Source organism: Streptomyces sp. NPDC058619, assembly GCF_042717785.1.
Classification (GTDB): Bacteria; Actinomycetota; Actinomycetes; order Streptomycetales; family Streptomycetaceae; genus Streptomyces.
In genome coordinates this window covers 57,811-79,766 of the sequence record NZ_JBHXQN010000033.1, presented here as the reverse complement: position 1 = coordinate 79,766, position 21,956 = coordinate 57,811, and the positions used below count along the sequence as shown (strand labels likewise).

Genomic DNA, 21,956 nt, shown 5'->3' with positions numbered 1-21,956 from the left:
CGCGGACTCGGTGCTGCGCCCCCCCCCGCGGAACGGGGGGGGGGGGGGGGGGGTGGGGTGTGGGGGGGGGGGGGGGGGGGGGGGCGGCCCCCGCCCCCCCCCCCCCCCGCCCGCTCAGGTCAGACCGAGGCGCGCTCGGCGGCCTTGCGGCGCATGTCGCGGGCCACACCGATGGCCAGCACCACGGCGGCGACCAGCATCGACAGCAGGACGACCTGGCGGTTGGCGTCGTCGTAGAGCATGTAGCCCAGGACGAAGACGATCATCGCGGCGGTGGCCCAGGTCAGGTACGGGAAGAGCCACATCTTGACGGTCAGCTTCTCCGGCGCCTCGCGGACCAGGATCTTGCGCATCCGCAGCTGCGTCAGGCAGATCACCAGCCACACGAAGAGGGCGACCGCGCCCGAGGAGTTCAGCAGGAAGTTGAAGACCGTGTCCTTGAAGGCGTAGTTGAAGTAGACGGCGACGAAGCCGAACACGACGGAGCCCAGGATCGCGGCGACGGGCACGCCCCGCTTGTTGACCTTCGCGAAGGCCTTCGGAGCGTCACCGCGCTCGCCCAGCGAGAACGCCATGCGGGAGGCGGTGTAGAGGCCCGAGTTCAGGCAGGACAGCACGGCCGTCAGGACGATCACGTTCATGATCTGGCCCGCGTGCGCGATGCCGATGGAGTCCAGGGCGGCGACGTACGAGCCCTTCTCCACGATCGACTTGTCGTTCCACGGCAGCAGGGTGAGGACGACGAAGATCGAGCCCAGGTAGAAGACGCCGATGCGCCAGATCACCGAGTTGGTGGCCTTGGTGACCGCGCGGCGCGGGTCCTCGGACTCGCCGGCGGCGAGGGTGACGATCTCGCTGCCCATGAAGGAGAAGACGACCATCAGCACACCGGTGAGGATCGCGCCCCAGCCGTTGGGCATGAACCCGCCGGCGTCGGTGAGGTGGGCGAAGCCCGCGCCCGGGTTGTCCGAGCCCGGCAGGACGCCGAAGACGGCCAGCAGACCGACGATCACGAAGCCGCCGATGGCGACGACCTTGATGCCCGCGAACCAGAACTCGAACTCGCCGTACGAGGCGACCGAGCCCAGGTTGGTGACGGTCAGCACCGCCATCACGATCAGGGCCCAGGCCCACTGCGGGACGGCCGGGATCCAGCTTTCGAGGATCACCGCTCCGGCGGTGGCCTCCACGGCCAGCACCACGACCCAGAAGAACCAGTACAGCCAGCCGATGGAGAAGCCGGCCCAGCGGCCGAGCGCCCGGTCTGCGTAGGCGGAGAAGGAGCCCGAGTTCGGGCTGGCGGCGGCCATCTCGCCCAGCATCCGCATCACGAAGACCACCATCGCGCCGACCAGCGCGTAGGAGATCAGGATGGCGGGGCCGGCCTTGGCGATGCCGCCGCTGGAGCCGACGAAGAGTCCGGCGCCGATGACACCGCCGATGGCGATCATGGACAGGTGGCGGTTCTTGAGACCGGCCTTCAGACCGTCTGACGGCTGGGCGGCACCGGGGTCACCGGGGGAGTCGCCTGCCTTCTGAAGGGTCGTCGTGGAGCTCATGGACGGTTCCTTAGGTTCTCGGGTTGCGAGCCCCGGCATTCAAACCTGAGATGAACGCCAGACGGAAGACCTCAATCCGGATCGTTGCGCGGGGGCGAACGGCCGGGACATCCGTCCTGCCGTGTCCCATCTGCGTTCTTTGGGTTTACTTGAGCTTTAGAAGTGACTTACGCGACACCCGCTGCCTGCCGCAGGGCCCGCTCGTGCCACACTCGTCCCATGCGCGTGTACCTCGGATCCGACCATGCCGGCTTTGAGCTCAAGAACCACCTGGTGGACTGGCTCAAGAACAACGGCCACGAGCCCGTCGACTGCGGGCCCCACATCTACGACGCGGTGGACGACTACCCGCCGTTCTGCCTGCGCGCCGCGGAGAAGACCGCCGCCGACGCGGACGGCCTCGGCATCGTGATCGGCGGCTCCGGCAACGGTGAGCAGATCGCCGCGAACAAGGTCAAGGGTGTCCGCGCCATCCTGGCGTGGAGCGTCGAGACCGCCAAGCTGGGCCGCGAGCACAACAACGCCAACGTGATCTCCGTCGGCGGCCGGATGCACACCCAGGACGAGGCCGTCAGCTTCATCGAGGCCTTCCTGGCGACCCCGTACTCGGGCGAGGAGCGCCACACCCGGCGCATCGAGATGCTCTCCGCCTACGAGCAGACCGGCGAGCTCCCCCCGATCCCGGCCCACCACCCCCAGGGCTGATCCCGCTCTTCGGCCGTGCCGCCCCCGGGGGCGGCACGGCCGTTTTCATGCCGTCCCGCGCTCTGCGCGCCGTCCCGCGTCCGAGGAGCCCAGCCGTGCCCGAGGGGCATACGATCCACCGCCTCGCCCAGGACCACACCGAGCGGTTCGCCGCCCGGCCGGTCCGGGTCAGCAGCCCCCAGGGGCGGTTCGCGCAGAGCGCGGCCCTGCTCGACGGGCGGGTGCTGGACGCCGCCGAGGCGCACGGCAAGCACCTCTTCCTGGAGCTGGGCGACGCCTGGGTCCACATCCACCTCGGCCTCTTCGGCAAGCTCGGCTTCGCCCCCGCCCCGGCGCCGCCCGCGACCGACACGGTCCGGCTGCGCCTGCTCAACGACGAGCACTGCGCCGACCTGCGCGGACCTACCGCCTGCGCGCTGATCGGCGAGGGCGAGAAGAAGGACATACACGACCGGCTCGGCCCCGACCCGCTGCGGCCGGCCGACGACCCGGACCGGGCCTGGACCCGGATCTCGCGCTCGCGCAGCACCGTCGCCGCCCTGCTGATGGACCAGAAGGTCGTCGCGGGCGTCGGCAACGTCTACCGCGCCGAGGTCCTCTTCCGGCACGGCATCGACCCGTACCGCCAGGGCCGGGACCTGCGGCGGGCCGAGTGGGACGCGCTGTGGGCCGACCTCGTCGTGCTGATGCGCGAAGGCGTGCGGAACAACCGGATCGACACCGTCCGCGACGAGCACCTGCCCGAGGCCATGGGACGCCCGCCGAGGGTCGACGACCACGGCGGCGAGGTGTACGTCTACCGCAGGGCGAACCTGCCCTGCCACGTCTGCGGCGGCGAGATCCGCACCGCCGACCTCGCCGCCCGCAACCTCTTCTGGTGCCCCGCCTGCCAGTCCCGCTAGGGCGGACGGAGGCGGGCGCCCGCCCCGCGGATCAGAACCCGTGCGGGAGCCAGGGGGCCACGTCCCCCGCGAACGCGCGGGAGGCCTCCGCCAGGGCCCCCGGCCGCAGTTCGCGCACCCGGCCCGCCGCCCCGAGCGAGGCGAGCGTGATGCCGCCCAGGTACGCCGAACCCAGCTCCCGGACCGACAGCGCCAGCTCCGCCGGATCCTCGGACCGGGCGCACCGCGCACCGCCCTTCGCGTCGGCGGTCAGCCGCCACCGTCCGGCGTTCCAGGGGCAGAAGGCGTCCTCCACCTCCAGCACCACGTCCAGCGGAGCCCCGTACGTCCGGGCCTCCAGCGCCGCCGCCAGGTCCACCGGCCGCAGGTGCAGGGAGTCGCGGAAGCGCGGCTGCGACCGGCGGACATCGCTGACCAGGTGGAGCAGCGGATCGTCCACCGGCCGCCGGTTCGCCCGTACCGACCAGGTCAGGTCGATCCCGAAGAGGTAGCGCCACAGCGCCGCGTACGCCGCCGGGTCCAGCGCGTCCAGGTCGCTGACGTCCACCCGCCCCTGGGACCCGGCCAGGTCCCATTCGGGGGTGACCCGGTAGCGGGCGTACCCGGCCACCGCGCCGTCCGGCCCCTCGGCGACCACGCACTTCAGCGGAGACCCGCCGGCGCGCATCGCGGGGGCGTCCAGCAGCGCCTGCCGCTCCCAGCCCGGCTGCCGGGCGGTCATCCCGGGCCGCCCCGGGACCAGCGCCGCGTACACCTTCTCGCAGGCGGCGAGCGCCTCCTCGGGGTCGACGAGGCGCAGCCGCACCGCGTCCGTGCCCGGCGGCGCGACCATGCGGACCCGGCTCGTGTCGATGTCCACGGAGAGGGAGTACGCCGCGGTGCCGTAGCCGAAGCGCCCGTAGATCGCCGGATCCGACGCCGTCAGCACGGCGAGCGGCTCGCCGGCCGCCCGGACGTCGTCCAGCTGGCGCCGCATCAGGGAGGTGAGCACCCCGCGCCGGCGGTGGGTGGGGGAGACGCCCACCATCGTGACCCCGGCCGCCGGCACGAGCGTGCCGCCGGGAACCGAGAGGCGGAAGGTGAAGGCGCCCGCCGAACCCACGCACGTCCCGCCGTCCCAGACGCCGAGCGAACGTTCCGCCTCCGTCAGCGCCGCGTAGAGGTTCCGCTCCTGCGGGGACTCCGGCACACCACCGAACGCCAGTTCCAGCTGGTCGTACCAGACATCCCACTCATCGGACTGCAATACGCGCATCTCAAGGGCCATGTGCCCATCCCTATCAGGGCATTCCGCCGCAGTCGACGGCTTTTCGGGCGCCCGGGGACCGCAGGCCGGGGCTCAGGTCCGGGGGTACCCCTGCGCATCCACAGCCAGGATGGATAGGGTCCCGAAGCAATGGCCGGAGCACACGTCGAGACCCTCACGGCCCGGATGCGCATGCTGTGGCACCGGGCACGCACCGCACTGCGCAAATCCGCCGTCGACTACTTCCGCGGCGACGCCTCCGACTGGCTGGCGTTCGGCGGTCTCCTCCTCACCATTCCCGCGATCGCCTGCGGCACGCTCATGCTCCCGGTCTGGTTCTCGCCCTCCGCGCTCGTCCTGCCGATCGTCGCGGGCGGCCTGCTGCTGCGGCCCGCCAGCCTGCTCGCCCTGTACGCCGCCTCCGCGGCCGCGCTGATCGTCGAGGCCCTCGTCCTCGGCCCCTACACCCAGGGCCCGGCGCGGGTCACCCCCGGCACCGTGCTGGTCGTCGCGGCCTGCGGATTCTTCGGGCTCGTCATCGCCCAGTTCCGCAGCCGCGTCGGCGTGCCCTGGAGACGCGGCGGCACCATGCTCTTCGACCTGCGCGAACGCATCCGGGTCCAGAGCAAGCTGCCCGCGCTGCCGCGCGGCTGGCACCACGAGATGGCCCTGCGCCCGGCCGGCGGCCAGTCCTTCTCCGGCGACTTCGTCGTCGCCGCCCGCACCAACGGCGGCCGGACCCTGGAGATCGTCCTGACCGACGTCTCCGGCAAGGGCATGGAAGCGGGCTCCCGCGCCCTGCTCCTCTCCGGCGCCTTCGGCGGACTCCTGGGCGCGCTGCCACCGCACGGCTTCCTGCCCGCCGCCAACGGCTACCTGCTCCGCCAGGACTGGGACGAGGGCTTCGCCACCTCCATCCACCTGGTCCTGGACCTGGAGACCGGGGACTACGAACTCCTGTCCGCCGGCCACCTCCCCGCCCTCCAGCTCTCCGCCGGCACCGGCCGCTGGCAGGAGAAGACCGGCGAGGGCCCCCTGCTCGGCGTCTACGACGGGGCCGAGTTCACCCCGGCCCGCGGCAACCTGAGGCGCGGCGACGTCCTGATGCTCTTCACCGACGGGCTCGTCGAGACCTCCGACCGCGAGATCAGCGAGGGCATCGACCGCCTCACCGGCGAGGCCGACCGCTACGTCTCCGCCGGCTGGGACGGCGCCGCCTGGCACCTGATCGAGAAGGTCGCCAAGGACGTCAACGACGACCGAGCCCTCCTCCTCATCCGCCGCTCCGCCTAACCCACCCCTCCCGCCCCACGGCTACACCCACCACCCCTCCCGCCTCGCTGCTGTCCACGGCTACGCCACATCCACCACCCCGCCTGCCTCGCCGCTGTCCACGGCTACGCGGCCGCCGCCTGCCCTGCGGCTGCGCGGCCCCCTGCCCACCCCCGCCGCCCCCCCACCCGGCCCGCACCCCCGGCCCGCCCCGCTGGCCGGGCCACTGCCCCCGAGCGGGCCGGTCCGCCGGCCCGCCGCTGCGTCTGACGGCCTGGTCCGGGCCGGCGGGCCGCCCGGACGTCCGGTCCTCGCAGCCTCCCCAGCGGACCTTGCCCGCCTGGCTGCCCACGGACTTGGCCGCTTGACCTTGGCCGTCGGGCAGCCCGGCGGGGCACGTCTCCAGGCCGCCCCGGGGCGGTTCCCCGCGGCGGGGTGTGCGCACCCCCACCGCCGGGGGCGATCGGCGGCCACCGGGTCGCGGACGCCGCCGGGCCGGGGCGGAGGCCGCCGCGGGCCACTCGCCGCCGATTGGCCCGCCCCCGCGGCCCGGGCGCCGCCTACCGTGCCCCCATGGACCGTACGCTCGCCGCCGACCTCGCCCGGCTCCCCGACCTCCTCGACGCCACCCGCCGCGCCGCCACCGCCGCGCTGGAGACCCTGGACGCCCGCCCCGTCGTACAGGCGGCCGCCGCCCCCGCGGCCCCGCACGACCCCGAGCCCCTCCCCGAGCACGGCACCGGCGCGGCCGCCGCCCTCGCCGCCTTCCAGGACCGCTGGGCGCCGCGCTTGTCGGCCTCGGCCGGCCCCCGCTACCTCGGCTTCGTCACCGGAGGAGCCACCCCCGCCGCCCTCGCCGGGGACTGGCTCACCGCCGCCCACGACCAGAACTCCAACTCCGCCCTCGACGGCGCGGGCCAGGACCTCGAACGCGAGACCGTCGGCTGGCTCCGCGACCTGTTCGGCCTCTCCGCCGCCCACACCGGCACGTTCGTCAGCGGCGCCACCATGTCGAACACCGCCGGCCTGGCGATCGCCCGCGAATGGCTGGGCGAGCGGGCGGGAGTCTCCCCGGCCGAGGACGGGGTGGCCGCCCTCGGCGAGGTCCGCGTCCTCTCCGCCGCCCCGCACTCCTCCATCGCCAAGGCCCTCTCGGTCCTCGGCCTGGGCCGCAACTCCCTCGTACGCGTCCCCACCCTGCCCGGCCGCGAGGCCGTCGACCCGGCCGCCCTCGACCGGGTCCTCGCCGACACGCCCGGCCCGGCCGTGGTCGTCGCCAACGCGGGCACCGTCAACACGGTCGACTTCGACGACCTCCCTGCCGTCGCCGCCCTCAAGGCCCGGCACGACTTCTGGCTGCACACCGACGCGGCCTTCGGCGCCTTCGCCGCCCTCTCCCCGGCCCACGCCCACCTCGCCGCCGGCCTCGACGCCTCCGACTCCCTCTGCGTCGACCTCCACAAATGGCTGAACGTCCCCTACGACAGCGCCGTCCAGTTCACCCGCCGACAGGACCTCCAGGCCCGCGTCTTCCAGAACTCCGCCGCCTACCTCGGCCCCCTCGGCGACCACCCCGACCTGGTTCACCTCACCCCGGAGAACTCCCACCGGCTGCGCGCCCTCGCCGCCTGGTTCACGCTCCGCGCCTACGGCCGCGAGGGCCACCGGGAGATCGTCGAGCGCGACATCGCCTGCGCCCGCGTCCTCGGCGAGCGGCTGACCGCCGACCCGGTCTTCCGCCTCCTCGCCCCGGTCCGCCTGAACGTGGTCTGCTTCACCCTCGCCCAGGACCCGACCGCCGCCCGGCTCGCCGCGCTCCGGGAGGCAGCCTCGGCGGAGGTCTTCGTCACCCCCACCCACTACGCGGGAACCCCGGCCCTGCGCGCGGCGTTCTCCAACTGGCGTACCACGCAGGCGGACGCGCACCGGGCCGCCGAGGCACTCCGTACGGCAGCAAGGGAGACCGCATGACGCAGCAGCCCCTCACGCTCATCGAGGTCGAGGCCCTGGCCCGCGCCGCGCACGAGGGCCAGACCGACAAGTCGGGCCGGCCCTACGCCGAGCACCTCGCGGCCGTGGCCGAGGGCGTCCGCCTGCGCGGCGGCACCCCGGAACAGCAGGCGGCGGCCTGGCTCCACGACGCGATCGAGGACGAGGCCCTCAGCCTGACCTGGCTGGACGCGGCCGCCCTGCCGCAGCCGGTGAAGGAGATGGTCCTCGCGGTCACCAAGCGTCCCGGCGAACCGCTGGAGACGTACGCGGCCCGCATCCTCGCGACCCCGGGCGCCCTCCTGGTCAAGGAGTCGGACCTCGCGCACAACGCCGACCCCGTACGGCTTTCCGTACTGGACGCCCCCACCCGCGAGCGACTGACCGCGAAGTACGCCCACGTCCGCGCCCTGCTCGGCCTCACCGCCCCATAAGGACCGGCGCTTGCCCGAAATGTGCGTAACGCGGGTGGGGTTGACGGAAACGGAACAGCGGTGATTCCCCACGGGACGGATAGCCGGGGCCTGTTGGTGGGAGGATGGTGCATGGGGGCGTGCGCGGCCGTGCGCCCCGGGCCGACCAGGGGACGACCGAAGGTGTGATCAGTAGTGGCCATTTCGCTGTCAGTGGTGGTTCTGTTGGCGGTCATCCTGGTGGTGCTGATCCGCGGCAACCACATCAAGGCGGGCCCCGCCATCGTCGCGGCCCTCTTCGGCTTCTTCCTGGCGTCCAGCTCGATCGCGGACGACGTGAACCGCTTCCTGAACTCCCTCGCGACGATGATCGCGAACATCAAGCTCTAACCGCCCGCCTCCGGGCGGCGCGTGGAAGGGCCGGGCCGCGGGACCACCCCGCGACCCGGCCCTTCCACATCCGCAGCGCCCCTGACGGCGCCGGCCTCTTCCAGAAGCCCCGTCACGCGATCGTGGAATCCACGCCCGGCAGCCCGGCACGGAGCGCCGCAGAACACCGCCCGAGCCTCCCCGAGCCGCGCCCGCCACGCATGCGCGGCGGGGGAATCCCTGCGGCCTGGCCTTGGCTCATAAGGACGTATCAGCCCTCGACTTCGGTGGCCGGGGCCAGGGCCGGCGGCGCGACCTCCTGCCAGTCGGACTTCCGCCCTTCGGCGTTGCGGATGATCCATTCCCTGTCGCCGCTGACGGCAAATGCCATGCCTGCGCTCATGCGATCCCCCTACCCCTAGACGATGCGCGTTGATCGTACGGGGAGGCATGCGCGCGGCATGGGGCACGGGGGGCTGATCGGGGCCCCGGGAACGGCGAAGGGCCAGGTGGAGGAGATGTCCTCTGACCTGGCCCTTTTCACTTCAGAGCGGGTGACGGGAATCGAACCCGCGTAGCTAGTTTGGAAGACTAGTGCTCTACCATTGAGCTACACCCGCAGCGTGCGCGCCACGAGTCCGGAGACCGTGGCACGGACAGCATCCTAGCGGGTCGCGCCGGGCAAACGCACACCGCATTGCGCGGCTGTGGCGCCGCGTGCCGACGGCAGCGTCCGCAATACCGTGCATCGGAGGGTCTCCGGGCATGTACCCTACGTGTCGCACCGACGGGGTGTGGCGCAGCTTGGTAGCGCGTCCGCTTTGGGAGCGGAAGGTCGTCGGTTCGAATCCGGCCACCCCGACCACCGGCAGCGTCTCCTCAGATCCACAGAGGGCCGCCACAAGATCGCGTTGTGGGCTGATTGCCGCTTGCGGTTACTATGCAAGCTGCGTGCCCGTGTGTCTGATGTACCGGGCCGAAGTCCGCCGGAACCGCTGATATCACAGCGCGAAGGCAGAACCCCCAGCAGTCAGCCACAAGGAGACCGAACCGTGAAGAGCGCCGTGGAGACCCTGAACCCGACTCGGGTTCGGCTCACTGTTGAGGTGCCCTTCGAGGAGCTCAAGGACAGCCTCGACGCGGCGTACAAGAAGATCAACCAGCAGGTCACGGTGAAGGGCTTCCGCAAGGGCAAGATCCCTGCCCGCGTCATCGACCAGCGCTTCGGCCGCGGTGCGGTGCTGGAGGAGGCCGTCAACGACGCCCTCCCGAAGTTCTACACCGAGGCGGTCAACGAGGCCGACCTGAACCCGCTGGGCCAGCCCGAGGTCGACATCACGGAGCTGAAGGACGGCGAACTGCTGGCCTTCACCGCCGAGGTCGACGTCCGCCCCGAGATCGAGATCCCGGACTACTCCGGCATCGAGGTCGAGGTCGACGCCGTCGAGGTGTCCGACGAGGACATCGAGAAGGCCGTCGAGCAGCTCCGCGGCCGCTTCGCGTCCACCAAGGACGTCGAGCGCGCGGCTGAGGACGGCGACGTCGTCACCCTCGACCTCGAGGCCAAGGTCGACGGCGAGGTGCTGGAGGACGGCGTCGCGTCCGACGTGTCCTACACCATCGGCTCGGGCGAGCTCCTCGAGGGCATCGACGAGGCCGTCAAGGGCCTGGAGGCCGGTGGCGAGGCCACCTTCACCTCCCAGCTGAAGGGCGGCTCCGCCGAGGGCAAGGACGCCGAGGTCACCGTCAAGGTCACCAAGGTCTCCGCCCGTGAGCTGCCGGAGCTGGACGACGAGTTCGCGCAGATGGCGAGCGAGTTCGACACCCTCGAGGACCTCAAGGCCGACAGCCGCAAGCGCCTCGAGAACCAGAAGCAGTTCGACCAGGCCACGCAGGCCCAGGAGCGCGTCCTGGAGAAGCTGCTGGAGCTCGTCGAGGTCCCGATCCCCGAGAAGCTCCTCGCGGACGAGGTCCAGACCCGCAAGCACAACCTCGAGCACCACCAGCTCGGCCAGATGGGTCTGACCATCGAGAAGTACCTGGAGTTCCAGGGCAAGACGGTCGAGGAGTTCGACGCCGAGACCTCCGAGCAGGCGGTCAAGGGCATCAAGACCCAGTTCGTCCTCGACGCGCTGGTCAACAAGGAGAAGCTGGGCGTCAACCAGGAGGAGCTCACCGAGCACCTCATGCGGCGTGCGCAGTCCTCCGGCATGTCCCCCGACCAGTTCGCCCAGGCCGTCGTCGAAGGCGGCCAGGTTCCGATGCTGGTCGGCGAGGTCGCCCGCGGCAAGGCCCTCGCGGTCGTCGTCGAGTCCGCCAAGGTCGTCGACACGAAGGGCGAGGTCGTCGACCTCTCCGACGAAGAGGACGAGGACGCCGCCGAGACGGTCGCCGAGGTCGAGACGGCCGCCGTCGACGCCGACGAGGACAAGGCCGACGAGAACAAGGCCGACGAGGCCAAGTAACACCCCGGGCGCAGCCCGCTGAGCAGTGCCTCGAAGGGCCCGGACGCGACGGCGTCCGGGCCCTTCTGCACGGCCTCCGGGAGGCCCGCGCACCTTGCGCTCCGAGCGAACAGTTCGGGAAGCGGGATGGCGTTGTCCTACCTGCGCGTTAGGGTCCATGAATACGAGGGCACGGGAGTACCCGGAGCCGGCGGACTTGTCCGCACCGGTCGGGCCGCGCCCCAGAACGAGACGCTGAGACGGCACATGGCCGTCGGAGACGAGCAGGTGGATACGTGACGAATCTGAAGCCTTACGCCGCGGGTGAGCCGTCCATCGGCGGCGGCCTCGGCGACCATGTCTACAACCGGCTGCTCGGCGAGCGCATCATCTTCCTCGGCCAGCAGGTCGACGACGACATCGCGAACAAGATCACGGCGCAGCTCCTCCTCCTGGCCGCCGAGCCGGAGAAGGACATCTTCCTGTACATCAACAGCCCCGGCGGCTCCGTGACGGCCGGCATGGCGGTCTACGACACCATGCAGTACATCCCGAACGACGTCGTCACCATCGGTATGGGCATGGCGGCCTCCATGGGCCAGTTCCTGCTCACCGGCGGCGCCAAGGGCAAGCGCTTCGCCCTGCCGAACACCGACATCCTGATGCACCAGGGCTCCGCCGGCATCGGGGGCACCGCGTCGGACATCAAGATCCAGGCCCAGTACCTGCTGCGCACCAAGCAGCGCATGGCCGAGATCACCGCGTTCCACTCGGGCCAGACTGTCGAGGCGATCATCCGCGACGGTGACCGCGACCGTTGGTTCACCTCCGAGGAGGCCAAGGAGTACGGCCTCATCGACGAGATCATCTCGGCCGCGTCCAACGTTCCGGGCGGCGGCGGCACCGGGGCCTGATCCCGGCACCCCCCCGTCAGTACCCGGCAGCCGACAGCCCGCAGAACGCCACCAGGATGGTGAACACCTCGATGTACATGAACAACCTCTCTCCCGCGAGCGGCCTCCACACCGGTCCGCAGGTGAACAACCGATACGTCATCCCGCGCTTCGTCGAGCGCACCTCGCAGGGCGTGCGCGAGTACGACCCGTACGCGAAGCTCTTCGAGGAGCGCGTGATCTTCCTCGGCGTGCAGATCGACGACGCCTCCGCCAACGACGTCATGGCGCAGCTGCTGTGCCTGGAGTCGATGGACCCGGACCGCGACATCTCGATCTACATCAACAGCCCCGGCGGCTCCTTCACCGCGCTGACGGCGATCTACGACACGATGCAGTTCGTGAAGCCGGACATCCAGACGGTCTGCATGGGCCAGGCGGCCTCCGCCGCCGCGGTCCTGCTCGCCGCCGGTACCCCCGGCAAGCGCATGGCCCTGCCGAACGCCCGCGTGCTGATCCACCAGCCCTCCGGCGGCACCGGTCGCGAGCAGCTCTCCGACCTGGAGATCGCGGCCAACGAGATCCTGCGCATGCGTGACCAGCTGGAGTCCATGCTGGCCAAGCACTCGACGACGCCGCTGGAGAAGATCCGCGACGACATCGAGCGCGACAAGATCCTCACGGCCGAGGGCGCGCTGGAGTACGGCCTGATCGACCAGATCATCTCCACCCGCAAGAGCTCGGCCTGATTCTTGCCGCCAGTTGGCGTGGGCGCGCCGCCGCATTCGGCGATGTGAACCACGTCAAGGGGGCCCCGCACGGGGCCCCCGGCAAGGTACCGTCGGATATGAGGCACCAGGAGCGCTGAACCAGGCGTCTCCCAGGCGAAGGGGAAGCACCTCGTGGCACGCATCGGTGACGGCGGCGACCTGCTCAAGTGCTCGTTCTGCGGAAAGAGCCAGAAGCAGGTGAAGAAGCTCATCGCAGGACCCGGTGTGTACATCTGCGACGAGTGCATCGACCTCTGCAACGAGATCATCGAAGAGGAACTCGCGGAGACCTCGGAGGTCCGGTGGGAGGAACTCCCCAAGCCCCGTGAGATCTACGAGTTCCTGGAGAGCTACGTCGTCGGCCAGGAGCCGGCGAAGAAGGCGCTCTCCGTAGCGGTCTACAACCACTACAAGCGGGTCCAGGCCGGCGAGAACGGCGGCGCGCAGGGCCGGGACGACGCGATCGAGCTCGCGAAGTCCAACATCCTGCTGCTGGGTCCGACCGGTTCGGGCAAGACCCTGCTGGCGCAGACCCTCGCGCGCATGCTGAACGTTCCGTTCGCCATCGCGGACGCGACGGCGCTGACGGAGGCCGGGTACGTCGGCGAGGACGTCGAGAACATCCTGCTCAAGCTGATCCAGGCGGCCGACTACGACGTCAAGAAGGCCGAGACCGGGATCATCTACATCGACGAGATCGACAAGGTCGCCCGCAAGAGCGAGAACCCGTCGATCACCCGCGATGTGAGCGGCGAGGGCGTCCAGCAGGCCCTGCTGAAGATCCTGGAAGGCACGACCGCCTCCGTCCCGCCGCAGGGCGGCCGGAAGCACCCGCACCAGGAGTTCATCCAGATCGACACCACGAACGTGCTCTTCATCGTGGGCGGCGCCTTCTCCGGCCTGGAGAAGATCATCGAGTCGCGTGCGGGAGCCAAGGGCATCGGGTTCGGGGCGACGATCCGCTCGAAGCGCGAGATCGAGGCCAGCGACCAGTTCCACGAGGTCATGCCGGAGGACCTGGTGAAGTTCGGGATGATCCCCGAGTTCATCGGCCGCCTCCCCGTCCTGACCTCCGTGCACAACCTGGACCGCGAGGCCCTGCTCCAGATCCTGATCGAGCCGCGCAACGCACTGGTGAAGCAGTACCAGCGCCTGTTCGAACTCGACGGCGTGGAACTGGACTTCGAGCGCGAGGCGCTGGAGGCCATCGCGGACCAGGCGATCCTCCGCCAGACCGGCGCGCGCGGCCTGCGCGCCATCATGGAAGAGGTCCTGATGTCGGTGATGTACGAGGTCCCGTCCCGCAAGGACGTGGCCCGCGTGGTCATCACCTCGGACGTCGTCCGCTCCAACGTCAACCCGACGCTGGTCCCGCGGATCGTCCCGAAGGACCAGGGCCCGCACGAGAAGTCGGCCTAACCGCACGGCAGTAACGGAAGCACGCGAGAGGGGCGCCCCCGGCCGGGGGCGCCCCTCTCGCGTTGCGCCGGGTCAGACCTTGACGCGGGAGGTGTTGTAGAGCTTCGCGGTGAGTTCCGCGGTCTGCTCCAGGGTGTAGCCCGCCTTGCCGGCGAGCACGGAGGCCGCGTCGGTGGCGGTGACCACGCTCAGGGTGCTGAAGTCACCCCAGATGCAGATCGGGAGCGTGGCTTCCTGGGGACCCTTCGTGGTGGCCTTCTTCGCCTTGAACTTGAAGTTCTGGCACTTCATCACGGCGCCCTCGAAGCCGGCCGGGGTCATCGCCTGGGGACTGCCGATGAGTTCGATCTCGGTGTCCTTGTCCTCCTTGGCGATGTTCGTCTTGGCCATGGCGAAGTAGCCGTCGACGCTCTTCTCCGGGTCGGCGAGCTCGCCGTAGAGGCCCTGGAAGTTGAGGATCTTGGCCGACAGCGGGTTCTTCGGGTCGCCGGCCTGGTAGTTCATGCCCACCTGGACCGGGTTCTTGATGCCCGCCGCCTCGGCTTCCTTCTTCTCTGTCTCGGTGAACTCGTTCTTGCTCTTCCCGTAGTTCGGGTTCTGCTTGAAGTCGTCGACCGCGGCCGGGGCGACCAGCTTGTAGCCCTTGGTGTCGGCCGCGACGGCGCCGTCCGAGCCGCCGCCGCTCAGGAAGTACCAGCCGCCGCCCGCGATCACCGCGACCGCGACGACCGCGGCGACGATCACCAGGGCCTTGGACTTCTTCGGGGGCTGCTGCGGAGGCATCCCGCCGTACGGGGCCTGCGGCGGTACGCCCGGCTGCTGCGGGTAGCCGTAGCCCGGCTGCGGGGGCTGCTGCGGGTACCCCGGCTGCTGGGGGTAGCCCTGCGGGGGGACGCCCGGCTGCTGCGGGTAGCCGTACCCGGGCTGGGGCGCGCCCTGGCCGTAGGGGCCCGGGGCCGGGGGCTGCTGCCCGTACGGACCGGGCTGCTGCGGCTGCTGTCCGTACGGCCCTGGCTGGTTGTAGCTCATCCCGCGTCCCCCAATGAGGTTGTTTATGCGTCCCTCACATCCTGACGGAAGCCGGGGGCGGGCAGGGCGGCGGGCCCCTGGAATACCGGTTTCATGACTGGACTGTTACCGCTCTAAACTGTGCCCCGTGACCGAGAACACGCAGAAACCCAGCGCCCCCGACTCCGAACTGCCGACCCAGTACGCGCCGGCCGAGGTAGAGGGAAAGCTCTACGAGCGCTGGGTGGAGCGTGGGTACTTCACGGCCGACCCCGCGAGCGAGAAGCCCCCGTACACGATCGTCATCCCGCCCCCGAACGTCACCGGCTCCCTGCACCTGGGGCACGCCTTCCAGCACACGCTCATGGACGCCCTGACCCGCCGAAAGCGGATGCAGGGGTACGAGGCGCTGTGGCTGCCGGGCATGGACCACGCCGGCATCGCCACCCAGAACAAGGTCGAGCAGCAGCTCGCCGAGGAGGGCAAGTCCCGCCACGACCTGGGCCGCGAGGAGTTCGTCGACCGCGTCTGGCAGTGGAAGGAAGAGTACGGCGGCAAGATCCTCGGCCAGATGCGGCGCCTCGGCGACGGCGTGGACTGGTCGCGCGAGCGCTTCACCATGGACGAGGGGCTGTCCAAGGCCGTCCAGACGATCTTCAAGAAGCTCTACGACGACGGCCTGATCTACCGGGCCGAGCGCATCATCAACTGGTGCCCCCGCTGTCTGACGGCCATCTCCGACATCGAGGTGGAGTACCAGGACGACGCGGGCGAGCTCGTCTCGATCCGGTACGGCGAGGGCGAGGACGCCCTGGTCGTCGCCACGACCCGCGCCGAGACGATGCTCGGTGACACCGCCGTCGCCGTCCACCCGGACGACGAGCGCTACGCGCACCTGATCGGCAAGCAGATCAAGCTGCCGCTGACCGACCGGACCATCCCGGTCGTCGCCGACACGCACGTCGACCCGGAGTTCGGTACCGGCGCCGTCAAGGTGACCCCCGCGCACGACCCGAACGACTTCGCGATCGGGCAGCGGCACGGCCTGGCCAACATGACGGTCATGGACGAGCACGGCGTCATCACCGTCCACGGCCCCTTCCTCGGCCTGGACCGCTTCGAGGCGCGGTCCGCGATCGTCGGCGCCCTGCGTGAGCAGGGCCGCATCGTCGCGGAGAAGCGCCCGTACCAGCACTCCGTCGGGCACTGCTCGCGCTGCCGCACCACGGTCGAGCCGCGGCTGTCCCTCCAGTGGTGGGTCGGCGTCAAGCCGCTCGCCAAGGCGGCGGGCGACGCCGTCCGCGACGGCCGCGTCACGATCCACCCGCAGGAGATGGAGAAGCGGTACTTCGACTGGGTCGACAACCTCAACGACTGGTGCATCTCGCGCCAGCTGTGGTGGGGCCACCGGATCCCGATCTGGTACGGCCCCGAGGGTCAGATTGTCTGCGTCGGGCCGGACGACGAGATTCCGACCGGTGAGGGCTGGACGCAGGACACCGACGTCCTCGACACCTGGTTCTCCTCCGGCCTGTGGCCGTTCTCCACGCTGGGCTGGCCGGAGAAGACCCCGGACCTGGAGAAGTTCTACTCCACCGACGTCCTGGTCACCGGCCACGACATCATCTTCTTCTGGGTCGCCCGGATGATGATGTTCGGCCTGTACGCCATGGACGGCGAGGTCCCCTTCAAGACGATCGCGCTGACCGGCCTGGTCCGCGACGAGCGCGGCAAGAAGATGTCGAAGTCCTTCGGCAACGTCGTCGACCCGCTGGACTGGATGGACAGGTACGGCTCCGACGCCGTCCGCTTCACCCTGGCCAAGGGCGCCAACCCCGGCACCGACGTCCCGATCGGCGAGGACTGGGTCCAGGCCTCCCGCAACTTCGCCAACAAGATCTGGAACGCCACGCGCTTCGCGCTGATGAACGGCGCGACGATCGAGGGTGAGCTGCCGCCGGTCGAGAAGATGTCGGCGACCGACCGCTGGATCCTGTCCCGGCTGAACGAGACGGTCGCGCAGGTGGACGCGTACTACGACGACTACCAGTTCTCCAAGCTCAGCGAGGCCCTCTACCACTTCGCGTGGGACGAGGTCTTCGACTGGTACGTCGAGCTGTCGAAGACGACCTTCTTCGCGGGCGGCGAGGGCGCCGAGGTCTCCGGCCGCGTCCTCGGCGAGGTCCTGGACACCACCCTGCGCCTGCTGCACCCGGTGGTCCCGTTCGTCACCGAGACCCTGTGGACCACCCTGACCGGCGGCGAGTCCCTGGTCATCGCGGACTGGCCCAAGGACAGCGGCTTCCGCGACGAGGCCGCCGAGGCCGAGATCGAGAACCTCCAGGCCGTCGTCACCGAGGTCCGCCGCTTCCGCGCCGACCAGGGCCTCCAGCCGGGCCAGAAGGTCCCGGCCCGCCTGGACCTGGCCGGTACGGCGCTGGCCGCGCACGAGCCGGCGATCCGCCAGCTGCTGCGCCTCCAGCCCGAGGGCGGGGAGTTCAGCGCCACGGCGACCCTCCCGGTCGGCGGGGCCACCGTCGCGCTCGACCTGTCCGGCACCATCGACGTCGCGGCCGAGCGCAAGCGGCTCTCCAAGGACCTCGGCGCCGCCGAGAAGGAGAAGCAGCAGGCCGAGGCGAAGCTCGGGAACGAGGCCTTCCTGGCCAAGGCCCCCGACAACGTCGTGGACAAGATCAAGGGCCGGCTGGCCAAGGCCGGGGCGGACATCGTCCGGATCCAGGCCCAGCTGGACGCGCTGCCGCCCGCCTAGGACCCGGTGGTACGCCCAGGCCCCCGCACCGTCGTCCGGTGCGGGGGCCTTCTGCGCGTGAGGGCCCGCCGGGGGAGAGGTCCGGGGGCGAGCAGGAGCAGGGCCGTGCCCCGGGTGGGCCGGACGGGGCGGGGGCATCGGGTGCCCATTGCCCCGACCCTACGAACGTCGGGCGGGGCGACGGCAGAGCGGAAGGCCTCCCGTACCCGGGGTCGTCCGAATCTGGGTCCGGCCCGTCCGGAGTGCCTCATATCACTTTTTATCCGGTCCGCCCGGATCCGGTCGGACCGGCCGACCACGGATGATGGAGGGCATGCACGTCAAGCCCGTCGCCTCGGCGCTCCACTGGGCCGTGGCCACCGGCCGTCGGCTCGCCGAGTGCTGGGCGGGCTCTCCGAGGGCGCTGGACGTGCTCACCGCGCTCGGCTGCCTGGGCCTGATGTCGCTGGACCTGCCGGGCCTGGCCGCCGCGGACAACTCGCTCAACGGCCTGCTCGCCGCCTGTGTCCTCGCCGCGGGCTGCTCGACCCTGCTGGTGCGGCGCCGGATGCCCTGGCTCTCCCTCCTCGCCGCGCTCCTGTTCCTCGGCTGGCTGCACGAGCTGACCCTGAGCCAGTTCGCGCTGTACTCGGTGGGCCGCTACCGCGGGCGCCGGGCCGGGATCCTGGCCACCCTGGCCTACGTTGCCTTCGCACTGGTGATGTTCCTGCTGCCGGGCTGGCCCGAGCCGCGGATCGAGACCCTCAGCGCCTTCCTCAGCCTGGTCGTGCCCATCGGGGTGCTCGCCTCGGCCGTCGGGATCGCCGCCTACCGCCACGACCTGGTGGCCGAGCTCACCGCCCGGCGGGCCGAGTCCGCCGTGCTCCAGGCCGTCCAGGAGGAGCGCACCTCCGTGGCCCGCGACGTCCACGACTTCGTCGGGCGGGAGCTGACCCTGCTGACCGTACGCTCCGAGGTGCTGTCGGTACGGGCGCGCCGGACGGCGTACGCCAAGGACTTCGAGGAGCTGGCCGACACCGCGCGCCGGGCCCACCTGGTGCTCAACGAGATCATCGTGCAGCGCGGGGAGCGGGCCGCGACCCCGGGCGTCGACGGGCTGCCGGCCCTCGCCGAGGAGAGCGGGCGCGCCGGGTCACCCGTACGGCTCGTCCTGGACCCGGACGCGCACGCGCTGTCGCCGCTGCGCCAGGCGGCGGTCTACCGGGTGGTCCAGGAGTGCCTGACCAACGCCGCCAAGCACGCGCGCGGGGAGACCATCGAGGTCTCGGTCGCGGCGGACGGCCCGCAGGTGCGGATAGCCGTGAGCAACGGGCTGCCAGACCGGACCCCCGGCCGCGCCCCGGTCTCGGCGGGCTCGGGCACGGCGAGCATGGCGGAGCGGGTCCGGAGCCTGGGCGGCACCCTGACCGCCACCCGCACGGACGGGTCGTACCTCGTGGTCGCGACCCTGCCGCACGGCTGAGGGCCGTACGGGTCAGGCACGCAGCACCCCGGAGGCGAACCGGGCCCCTTCCAGGGTGTCCAGGTCCTCGACGCACTTGCCGGAGCCCAGGGCCACGCAGTCCAGCGGGTTGTCCGCGACGAACACGGGGATGCCGGTCGCGGAGGCCATCCGCAGGTCCAGGCCCGGCAGCAGCGCGCCGCCGCCCGTCAGGACGATGCCGTGCTCCATCACGTCGCCCGACAGCTCCGGCGGGCACTCCTCCAGGGTGGCGCGGACGGCCGCGATGATCGCCTCGACGGGCTCGTCGAGCGCCGCCCGTACGTCGGTGGCGGTCAGCTGGAGGGTCTTGGGCATGCCGCCGACCCTCTCGCGGCCGCGCACGGTGAAGGTCCGGGTCTCCAGCTCGGGCCGGTCGGGCACGGGCCACGCCGATCCGATGGCCACCTTGACGTCCTCGGCGGTGCGCTCGCCGATGAGCAGCGCGTGCTCCTTGCGGACGTGGTCGATGACCGCCGCGTCGAGCCGGTCGCCGCCGACCCGGAGCGAGCGCGAGGTGACGATGCCACCCAGTGAGATGACGGCGACCTCGGAGGTGCCGCCGCCGATGTCCACCACCATCGAGCCGCGCGCCTCGGCCACCGGCAGCCCGGCGCCGATCGCCGCGGCCATCGGCTCCTCGATCAGGTGCACGGTCTTGGCTCCGGCCCGGGTCGAGGCGTGGACGATGGCCCGCCGCTCGACCGGAGTGACGCCGGAGGGCACGCAGATCACCATCCGCGTGCGGGTCCGCCGGCCGGGGACCGCCTTGCGGACGAAGTGCCGGATCATCTCCTCGGCGGCCTCGTAGTCGCAGATCACGCCGTCCTTGAGGGGGCGGATCGCGGTGATGGAGCCGGGAGTGCGGCCGATGGTCTCCTTGGCCTCCGCGCCGACCGCCAGCGCGGTGGTCGTACCGGCCCTGACGGCGACGACGGAGGGCTCGTTGAGGACGATTCCGTGCCCCCGGGCGTAGACGAGGGTGTTGGCGGTCCCCAGGTCGATTCCTATGTCGCGGCTGGAAGCTGTCTTGTCGGGCCCCGTCTTTTCACTGCGCGCCTGCGGCATTTGTTCCCCAATCTCCTGCTCGCAAGGCTTGCATAACGATCTGGTCGCCCCGCACGCCGAAGGTCCCGAAACGACCGGGTCGAAGGTCCCGCTGGCCACCGTCCGTAGACTGGGCCCGTGAGTGAGCAGCAGCCCGAGAACCACGGCCCCGACGATCTTGACCACCTCCCCGACGAGTTCGACCGGATGGTGGCGGAAGAGTCCGACCGCGATCCCGACCTGGCGGTGATCGAGGCCGGGAGCCGCACCCTGCGCGCCCAGGCCGGACCGCCGCAGGGGGACCCGGTACCCGCCCACCCCACCGACCCGGAGATCGCGAAGGCGCTCCAGGAGGTGGAGCAGGAGCTCGCCACCCGCTGGGGCGAAACCAAGCTGGAGCCGTCCGTGACGCGCATCGCGGCGCTGATGGACCTGCTGGGCGAGCCGCAGCGCGCGTACCCCTCGATCCACGTGACCGGCACCAACGGCAAGACCAGCACGGCCCGCATGATCGAGTGCCTGCTGAACGCCTTCGAGCTGCGCACCGGCCGCTACACCAGCCCGCACGTCCAGTCGGTCACCGAGCGGATCAGCCTCGACGGGGCGCCGATCACCGCCGAGCGGTTCGTGGAGACGTACCACGACATCAAGCCGTACGTGGAGATGACCGACGCCGCGCAGGAGTACCGGCTGTCGTTCTTCGAGGTGCTCACCGGGATGGCGTACGCGGCCTTCGCGGACGCGCCGGTCGACGCGGCCGTCGTCGAGGTCGGCATGGGCGGCACCTGGGACGCGACCAACGTCATCGACGGTTCGGTCGCGGTGGTCACCCCGATCAGCCTGGACCACACCGACCGGCTCGGCTCCACCCCCGGCGAGATCGCCCAGGAGAAGGGCGGCGTCATCAAGCAGGGCGCCACCGTCATCCTGGCGCAGCAGCCGGTGGACGCGGCGCAGGTGCTGCTGAAGAAGGCCGTCGAGGTCGACGCGACGGTGGCCCGCGAGGGCATGGAGTTCGGCGTCGTCTCGCGCGAGGTCGCGGTCGGCGGGCAGCAGCTGACGCTGCGCGGCGTGGGCGGCGAGTACGACGGGATCTTCCTGCCGATGTACGGCGCCCACATGGCGCACAACGCGGCGGTGGCGCTGGCCGCGGTCGAGGCCTTCTTCGGCGTCGGCCAGGAGCACGCGCGGGTGCTGGACGTGGACACCGTACGGAAGGCCTTCGCCTCGGTGACGTCGCCGGGCCGGATGGAGGTCGTGCGGCGCAGCCCGACGGTGGTCCTCGACGCGGCGCACAACCCGGCGGGCGCGGCGGCCACCGCGGAGGCGGTCACCGAGTCGTTCGGCTTCAGCCGGCTGGTCGGGGTCGTGGCCGCGAGCGAGGGCAAGGACGTCCGCGGGGTGCTGGAGGCCTTCGAGCCGATCTTCGCGGAGGTGGTGGTGACGGAGAACTCCAGTCACCGGGCCATGGGGGCGGACGAGCTGGCGGGCGTCGCGGTCGAGGTCTTCGGCGCGGACCGGGTGCAGGTCGAGCCGCGGCTCGATGACGCCCTGGAGGCGGCGATCACCCTGGCGGAGGAAGAGGCCGAGTACGGAGGGGCCGGGGTCCTGGTGACCGGTTCCGTGATCACGGTGGGCGAGGCCCGCCTGCTGCTGAAGAGGGGCTGAGG

18 protein-coding genes and 2 tRNA genes are annotated in these 21,956 nt (G+C 71.2%); 14 read left to right on the top strand and 6 right to left on the bottom strand.

The genetic code is table 11. From position 1 onward, the window contains the following. Positions 1-119 precede the first annotated feature (119 nt). On the bottom strand, positions 120-1,559 hold the full coding sequence (locus tag ACFWTC_RS26740; RefSeq protein WP_383933069.1) for an amino acid permease: 1,440 nt from the start codon (positions 1,557-1,559) through the stop codon (positions 120-122). Positions 1,560-1,778: 219 nt separating this feature from the next. Between ACFWTC_RS26740 and ACFWTC_RS26735 the strand changes: the two genes are divergently transcribed. Both ACFWTC_RS26735 and ACFWTC_RS26730 read left to right on the top strand, forming a co-directional pair. After that, positions 1,779-2,264 carry a ribose-5-phosphate isomerase gene (locus ACFWTC_RS26735; RefSeq protein ID WP_030862238.1) on the top strand — a complete coding sequence of 162 codons (486 nt, stop codon included), beginning with the start codon at positions 1,779-1,781 and terminating at the stop codon, positions 2,262-2,264. 95 nt (positions 2,265-2,359) lie between these two features. Then, the gene (locus ACFWTC_RS26730) at positions 2,360-3,166 is read left to right on the top strand and encodes an Fpg/Nei family DNA glycosylase (protein WP_383933072.1); all 807 of its coding nucleotides are present in this window, start codon (positions 2,360-2,362) and stop codon (positions 3,164-3,166) included. A 31-nt stretch (positions 3,167-3,197) separates the two neighbouring features. Here ACFWTC_RS26730 and ACFWTC_RS26725 read toward each other — a convergent pair whose 3' ends face one another. Then, the gene (locus ACFWTC_RS26725) at positions 3,198-4,433 is read right to left on the bottom strand and encodes a GNAT family N-acetyltransferase (protein WP_383933073.1); all 1,236 of its coding nucleotides are present in this window, start codon (positions 4,431-4,433) and stop codon (positions 3,198-3,200) included. A 129-nt stretch (positions 4,434-4,562) separates the two neighbouring features. On the opposite strand from ACFWTC_RS26725, the gene ACFWTC_RS26720 reads away from it, so the two are divergent. From ACFWTC_RS26720 to ACFWTC_RS26705, 4 genes are all read left to right on the top strand, one after another. Next, on the top strand, positions 4,563-5,705 hold the full coding sequence (locus ACFWTC_RS26720; RefSeq protein ID WP_383933075.1) for a PP2C family protein-serine/threonine phosphatase: 1,143 nt from the start codon (positions 4,563-4,565) through the stop codon (positions 5,703-5,705). 552 nt (positions 5,706-6,257) lie between these two features. Then, on the top strand, positions 6,258-7,655 hold the full coding sequence (locus tag ACFWTC_RS26715; RefSeq protein WP_384028016.1) for a pyridoxal phosphate-dependent decarboxylase family protein: 1,398 nt from the start codon (positions 6,258-6,260) through the stop codon (positions 7,653-7,655). Next, positions 7,652-8,107 (top strand): HD domain-containing protein, encoded by a 456-nt coding sequence (locus tag ACFWTC_RS26710; protein WP_383927977.1) that lies wholly within the window; start codon positions 7,652-7,654, stop codon positions 8,105-8,107. Before ACFWTC_RS26715 ends, ACFWTC_RS26710 begins: the two co-directional genes overlap by 4 nt. 174 nt (positions 8,108-8,281) lie before the next feature. After that, positions 8,282-8,476 (top strand): hypothetical protein, encoded by a 195-nt coding sequence (locus ACFWTC_RS26705; RefSeq protein WP_150519620.1) that lies wholly within the window; start codon positions 8,282-8,284, stop codon positions 8,474-8,476. A gap of 250 nt (positions 8,477-8,726) precedes the next feature. Here the strand turns inward: ACFWTC_RS26705 and ACFWTC_RS26700 are convergent, their stop codons facing one another. After that, the gene (locus tag ACFWTC_RS26700) at positions 8,727-8,858 is read right to left on the bottom strand and encodes a hypothetical protein (protein WP_384028015.1); all 132 of its coding nucleotides are present in this window, start codon (positions 8,856-8,858) and stop codon (positions 8,727-8,729) included. Between the two features lie 146 nt (positions 8,859-9,004). Continuing rightward, a tRNA-Gly gene (locus ACFWTC_RS26695) sits at positions 9,005-9,075 on the bottom strand. A gap of 168 nt (positions 9,076-9,243) precedes the next feature. On the opposite strand from ACFWTC_RS26695, the gene ACFWTC_RS26690 reads away from it, so the two are divergent. The 5 genes from ACFWTC_RS26690 (at position 9,244) to clpX (ending at position 13,981) form a co-directional block, all read left to right on the top strand. Beyond that, positions 9,244-9,320 (top strand) — tRNA-Pro (locus ACFWTC_RS26690). 187 nt (positions 9,321-9,507) lie between these two features. After that, the gene (gene tig / locus ACFWTC_RS26685; RefSeq protein WP_383927984.1) at positions 9,508-10,920 is read left to right on the top strand and encodes a trigger factor; all 1,413 of its coding nucleotides are present in this window, start codon (positions 9,508-9,510) and stop codon (positions 10,918-10,920) included. Positions 10,921-11,195: 275 nt separating this feature from the next. Further along, complete coding sequence (locus tag ACFWTC_RS26680) at positions 11,196-11,813, top strand: ATP-dependent Clp protease proteolytic subunit (protein WP_053674923.1); 618 nt, start codon at positions 11,196-11,198, stop codon at positions 11,811-11,813. 56 nt (positions 11,814-11,869) lie between these two features. After that, entirely contained in the window at positions 11,870-12,541 is a 672-nt protein-coding gene (locus ACFWTC_RS26675) for an ATP-dependent Clp protease proteolytic subunit (protein ID WP_384028014.1), read from the top strand. A 153-nt stretch (positions 12,542-12,694) separates the two neighbouring features. Further along, complete coding sequence (clpX, locus tag ACFWTC_RS26670) at positions 12,695-13,981, top strand: ATP-dependent Clp protease ATP-binding subunit ClpX (protein WP_351597473.1); 1,287 nt, start codon at positions 12,695-12,697, stop codon at positions 13,979-13,981. 72 nt (positions 13,982-14,053) lie between these two features. Here the strand turns inward: clpX and ACFWTC_RS26665 are convergent, their stop codons facing one another. Next, positions 14,054-15,010, bottom strand: coding sequence for a hypothetical protein (locus ACFWTC_RS26665; RefSeq protein WP_384028013.1), 957 nt, complete (start codon positions 15,008-15,010; stop codon positions 14,054-14,056). 127 nt (positions 15,011-15,137) lie between these two features. On the opposite strand from ACFWTC_RS26665, the gene ACFWTC_RS26660 reads away from it, so the two are divergent. Then, positions 15,138-17,759, top strand: a complete 2,622-nt coding sequence (locus ACFWTC_RS26660; protein ID WP_384028012.1) for a valine--tRNA ligase — start codon at positions 15,138-15,140, stop codon at positions 17,757-17,759. Positions 17,760-18,072: 313 nt separating this feature from the next. Next, complete coding sequence (locus ACFWTC_RS26655; RefSeq protein ID WP_383927996.1) at positions 18,073-19,221, top strand: sensor histidine kinase; 1,149 nt, start codon at positions 18,073-18,075, stop codon at positions 19,219-19,221. A gap of 12 nt (positions 19,222-19,233) precedes the next feature. Here the strand turns inward: ACFWTC_RS26655 and ACFWTC_RS26650 are convergent, their stop codons facing one another. Beyond that, positions 19,234-20,307, bottom strand: coding sequence for a rod shape-determining protein (locus ACFWTC_RS26650; RefSeq protein ID WP_384028011.1), 1,074 nt, complete (start codon positions 20,305-20,307; stop codon positions 19,234-19,236). A gap of 117 nt (positions 20,308-20,424) precedes the next feature. Here ACFWTC_RS26650 and ACFWTC_RS26645 point away from each other — a divergent pair, with 117 nt between their 5' ends. Beyond that, positions 20,425-21,954 (top strand): bifunctional folylpolyglutamate synthase/dihydrofolate synthase, encoded by a 1,530-nt coding sequence (locus ACFWTC_RS26645; RefSeq protein ID WP_383928002.1) that lies wholly within the window; start codon positions 20,425-20,427, stop codon positions 21,952-21,954. Positions 21,955-21,956 lie beyond the last annotated feature (2 nt).

Bases quoted from the DNA above. Each gene is read 5' to 3' on its own strand.
- ACFWTC_RS26725 (WP_383933073.1), bottom strand. From the start codon at position 4,433: ATGGCCCTTGAGATGCGCGTATTGCAGTCCGATGAGTGGGATGTCTGG.
- ACFWTC_RS26715 (WP_384028016.1), top strand. From the start codon at position 6,258: ATGGACCGTACGCTCGCCGCCGACCTCGCCCGGCTCCCCGACCTCCTC.
- ACFWTC_RS26675 (WP_384028014.1), top strand. From the start codon at position 11,870: ATGGTGAACACCTCGATGTACATGAACAACCTCTCTCCCGCGAGCGGC.
- ACFWTC_RS26650 (WP_384028011.1), bottom strand. From the start codon at position 20,307: ATGCCGCAGGCGCGCAGTGAAAAGACGGGGCCCGACAAGACAGCTTCC.
- ACFWTC_RS26740 (WP_383933069.1), bottom strand. From the start codon at position 1,559: ATGAGCTCCACGACGACCCTTCAGAAGGCAGGCGACTCCCCCGGTGAC.
- ACFWTC_RS26735 (WP_030862238.1), top strand. From the start codon at position 1,779: ATGCGCGTGTACCTCGGATCCGACCATGCCGGCTTTGAGCTCAAGAAC.
- ACFWTC_RS26655 (WP_383927996.1), top strand. From the start codon at position 18,073: ATGCACGTCAAGCCCGTCGCCTCGGCGCTCCACTGGGCCGTGGCCACC.
- ACFWTC_RS26700 (WP_384028015.1), bottom strand. From the start codon at position 8,858: ATGAGCGCAGGCATGGCATTTGCCGTCAGCGGCGACAGGGAATGGATC.
- ACFWTC_RS26665 (WP_384028013.1), bottom strand. From the start codon at position 15,010: ATGAGCTACAACCAGCCAGGGCCGTACGGACAGCAGCCGCAGCAGCCC.
- ACFWTC_RS26710 (WP_383927977.1), top strand. From the start codon at position 7,652: ATGACGCAGCAGCCCCTCACGCTCATCGAGGTCGAGGCCCTGGCCCGC.
- ACFWTC_RS26720 (WP_383933075.1), top strand. From the start codon at position 4,563: ATGGCCGGAGCACACGTCGAGACCCTCACGGCCCGGATGCGCATGCTG.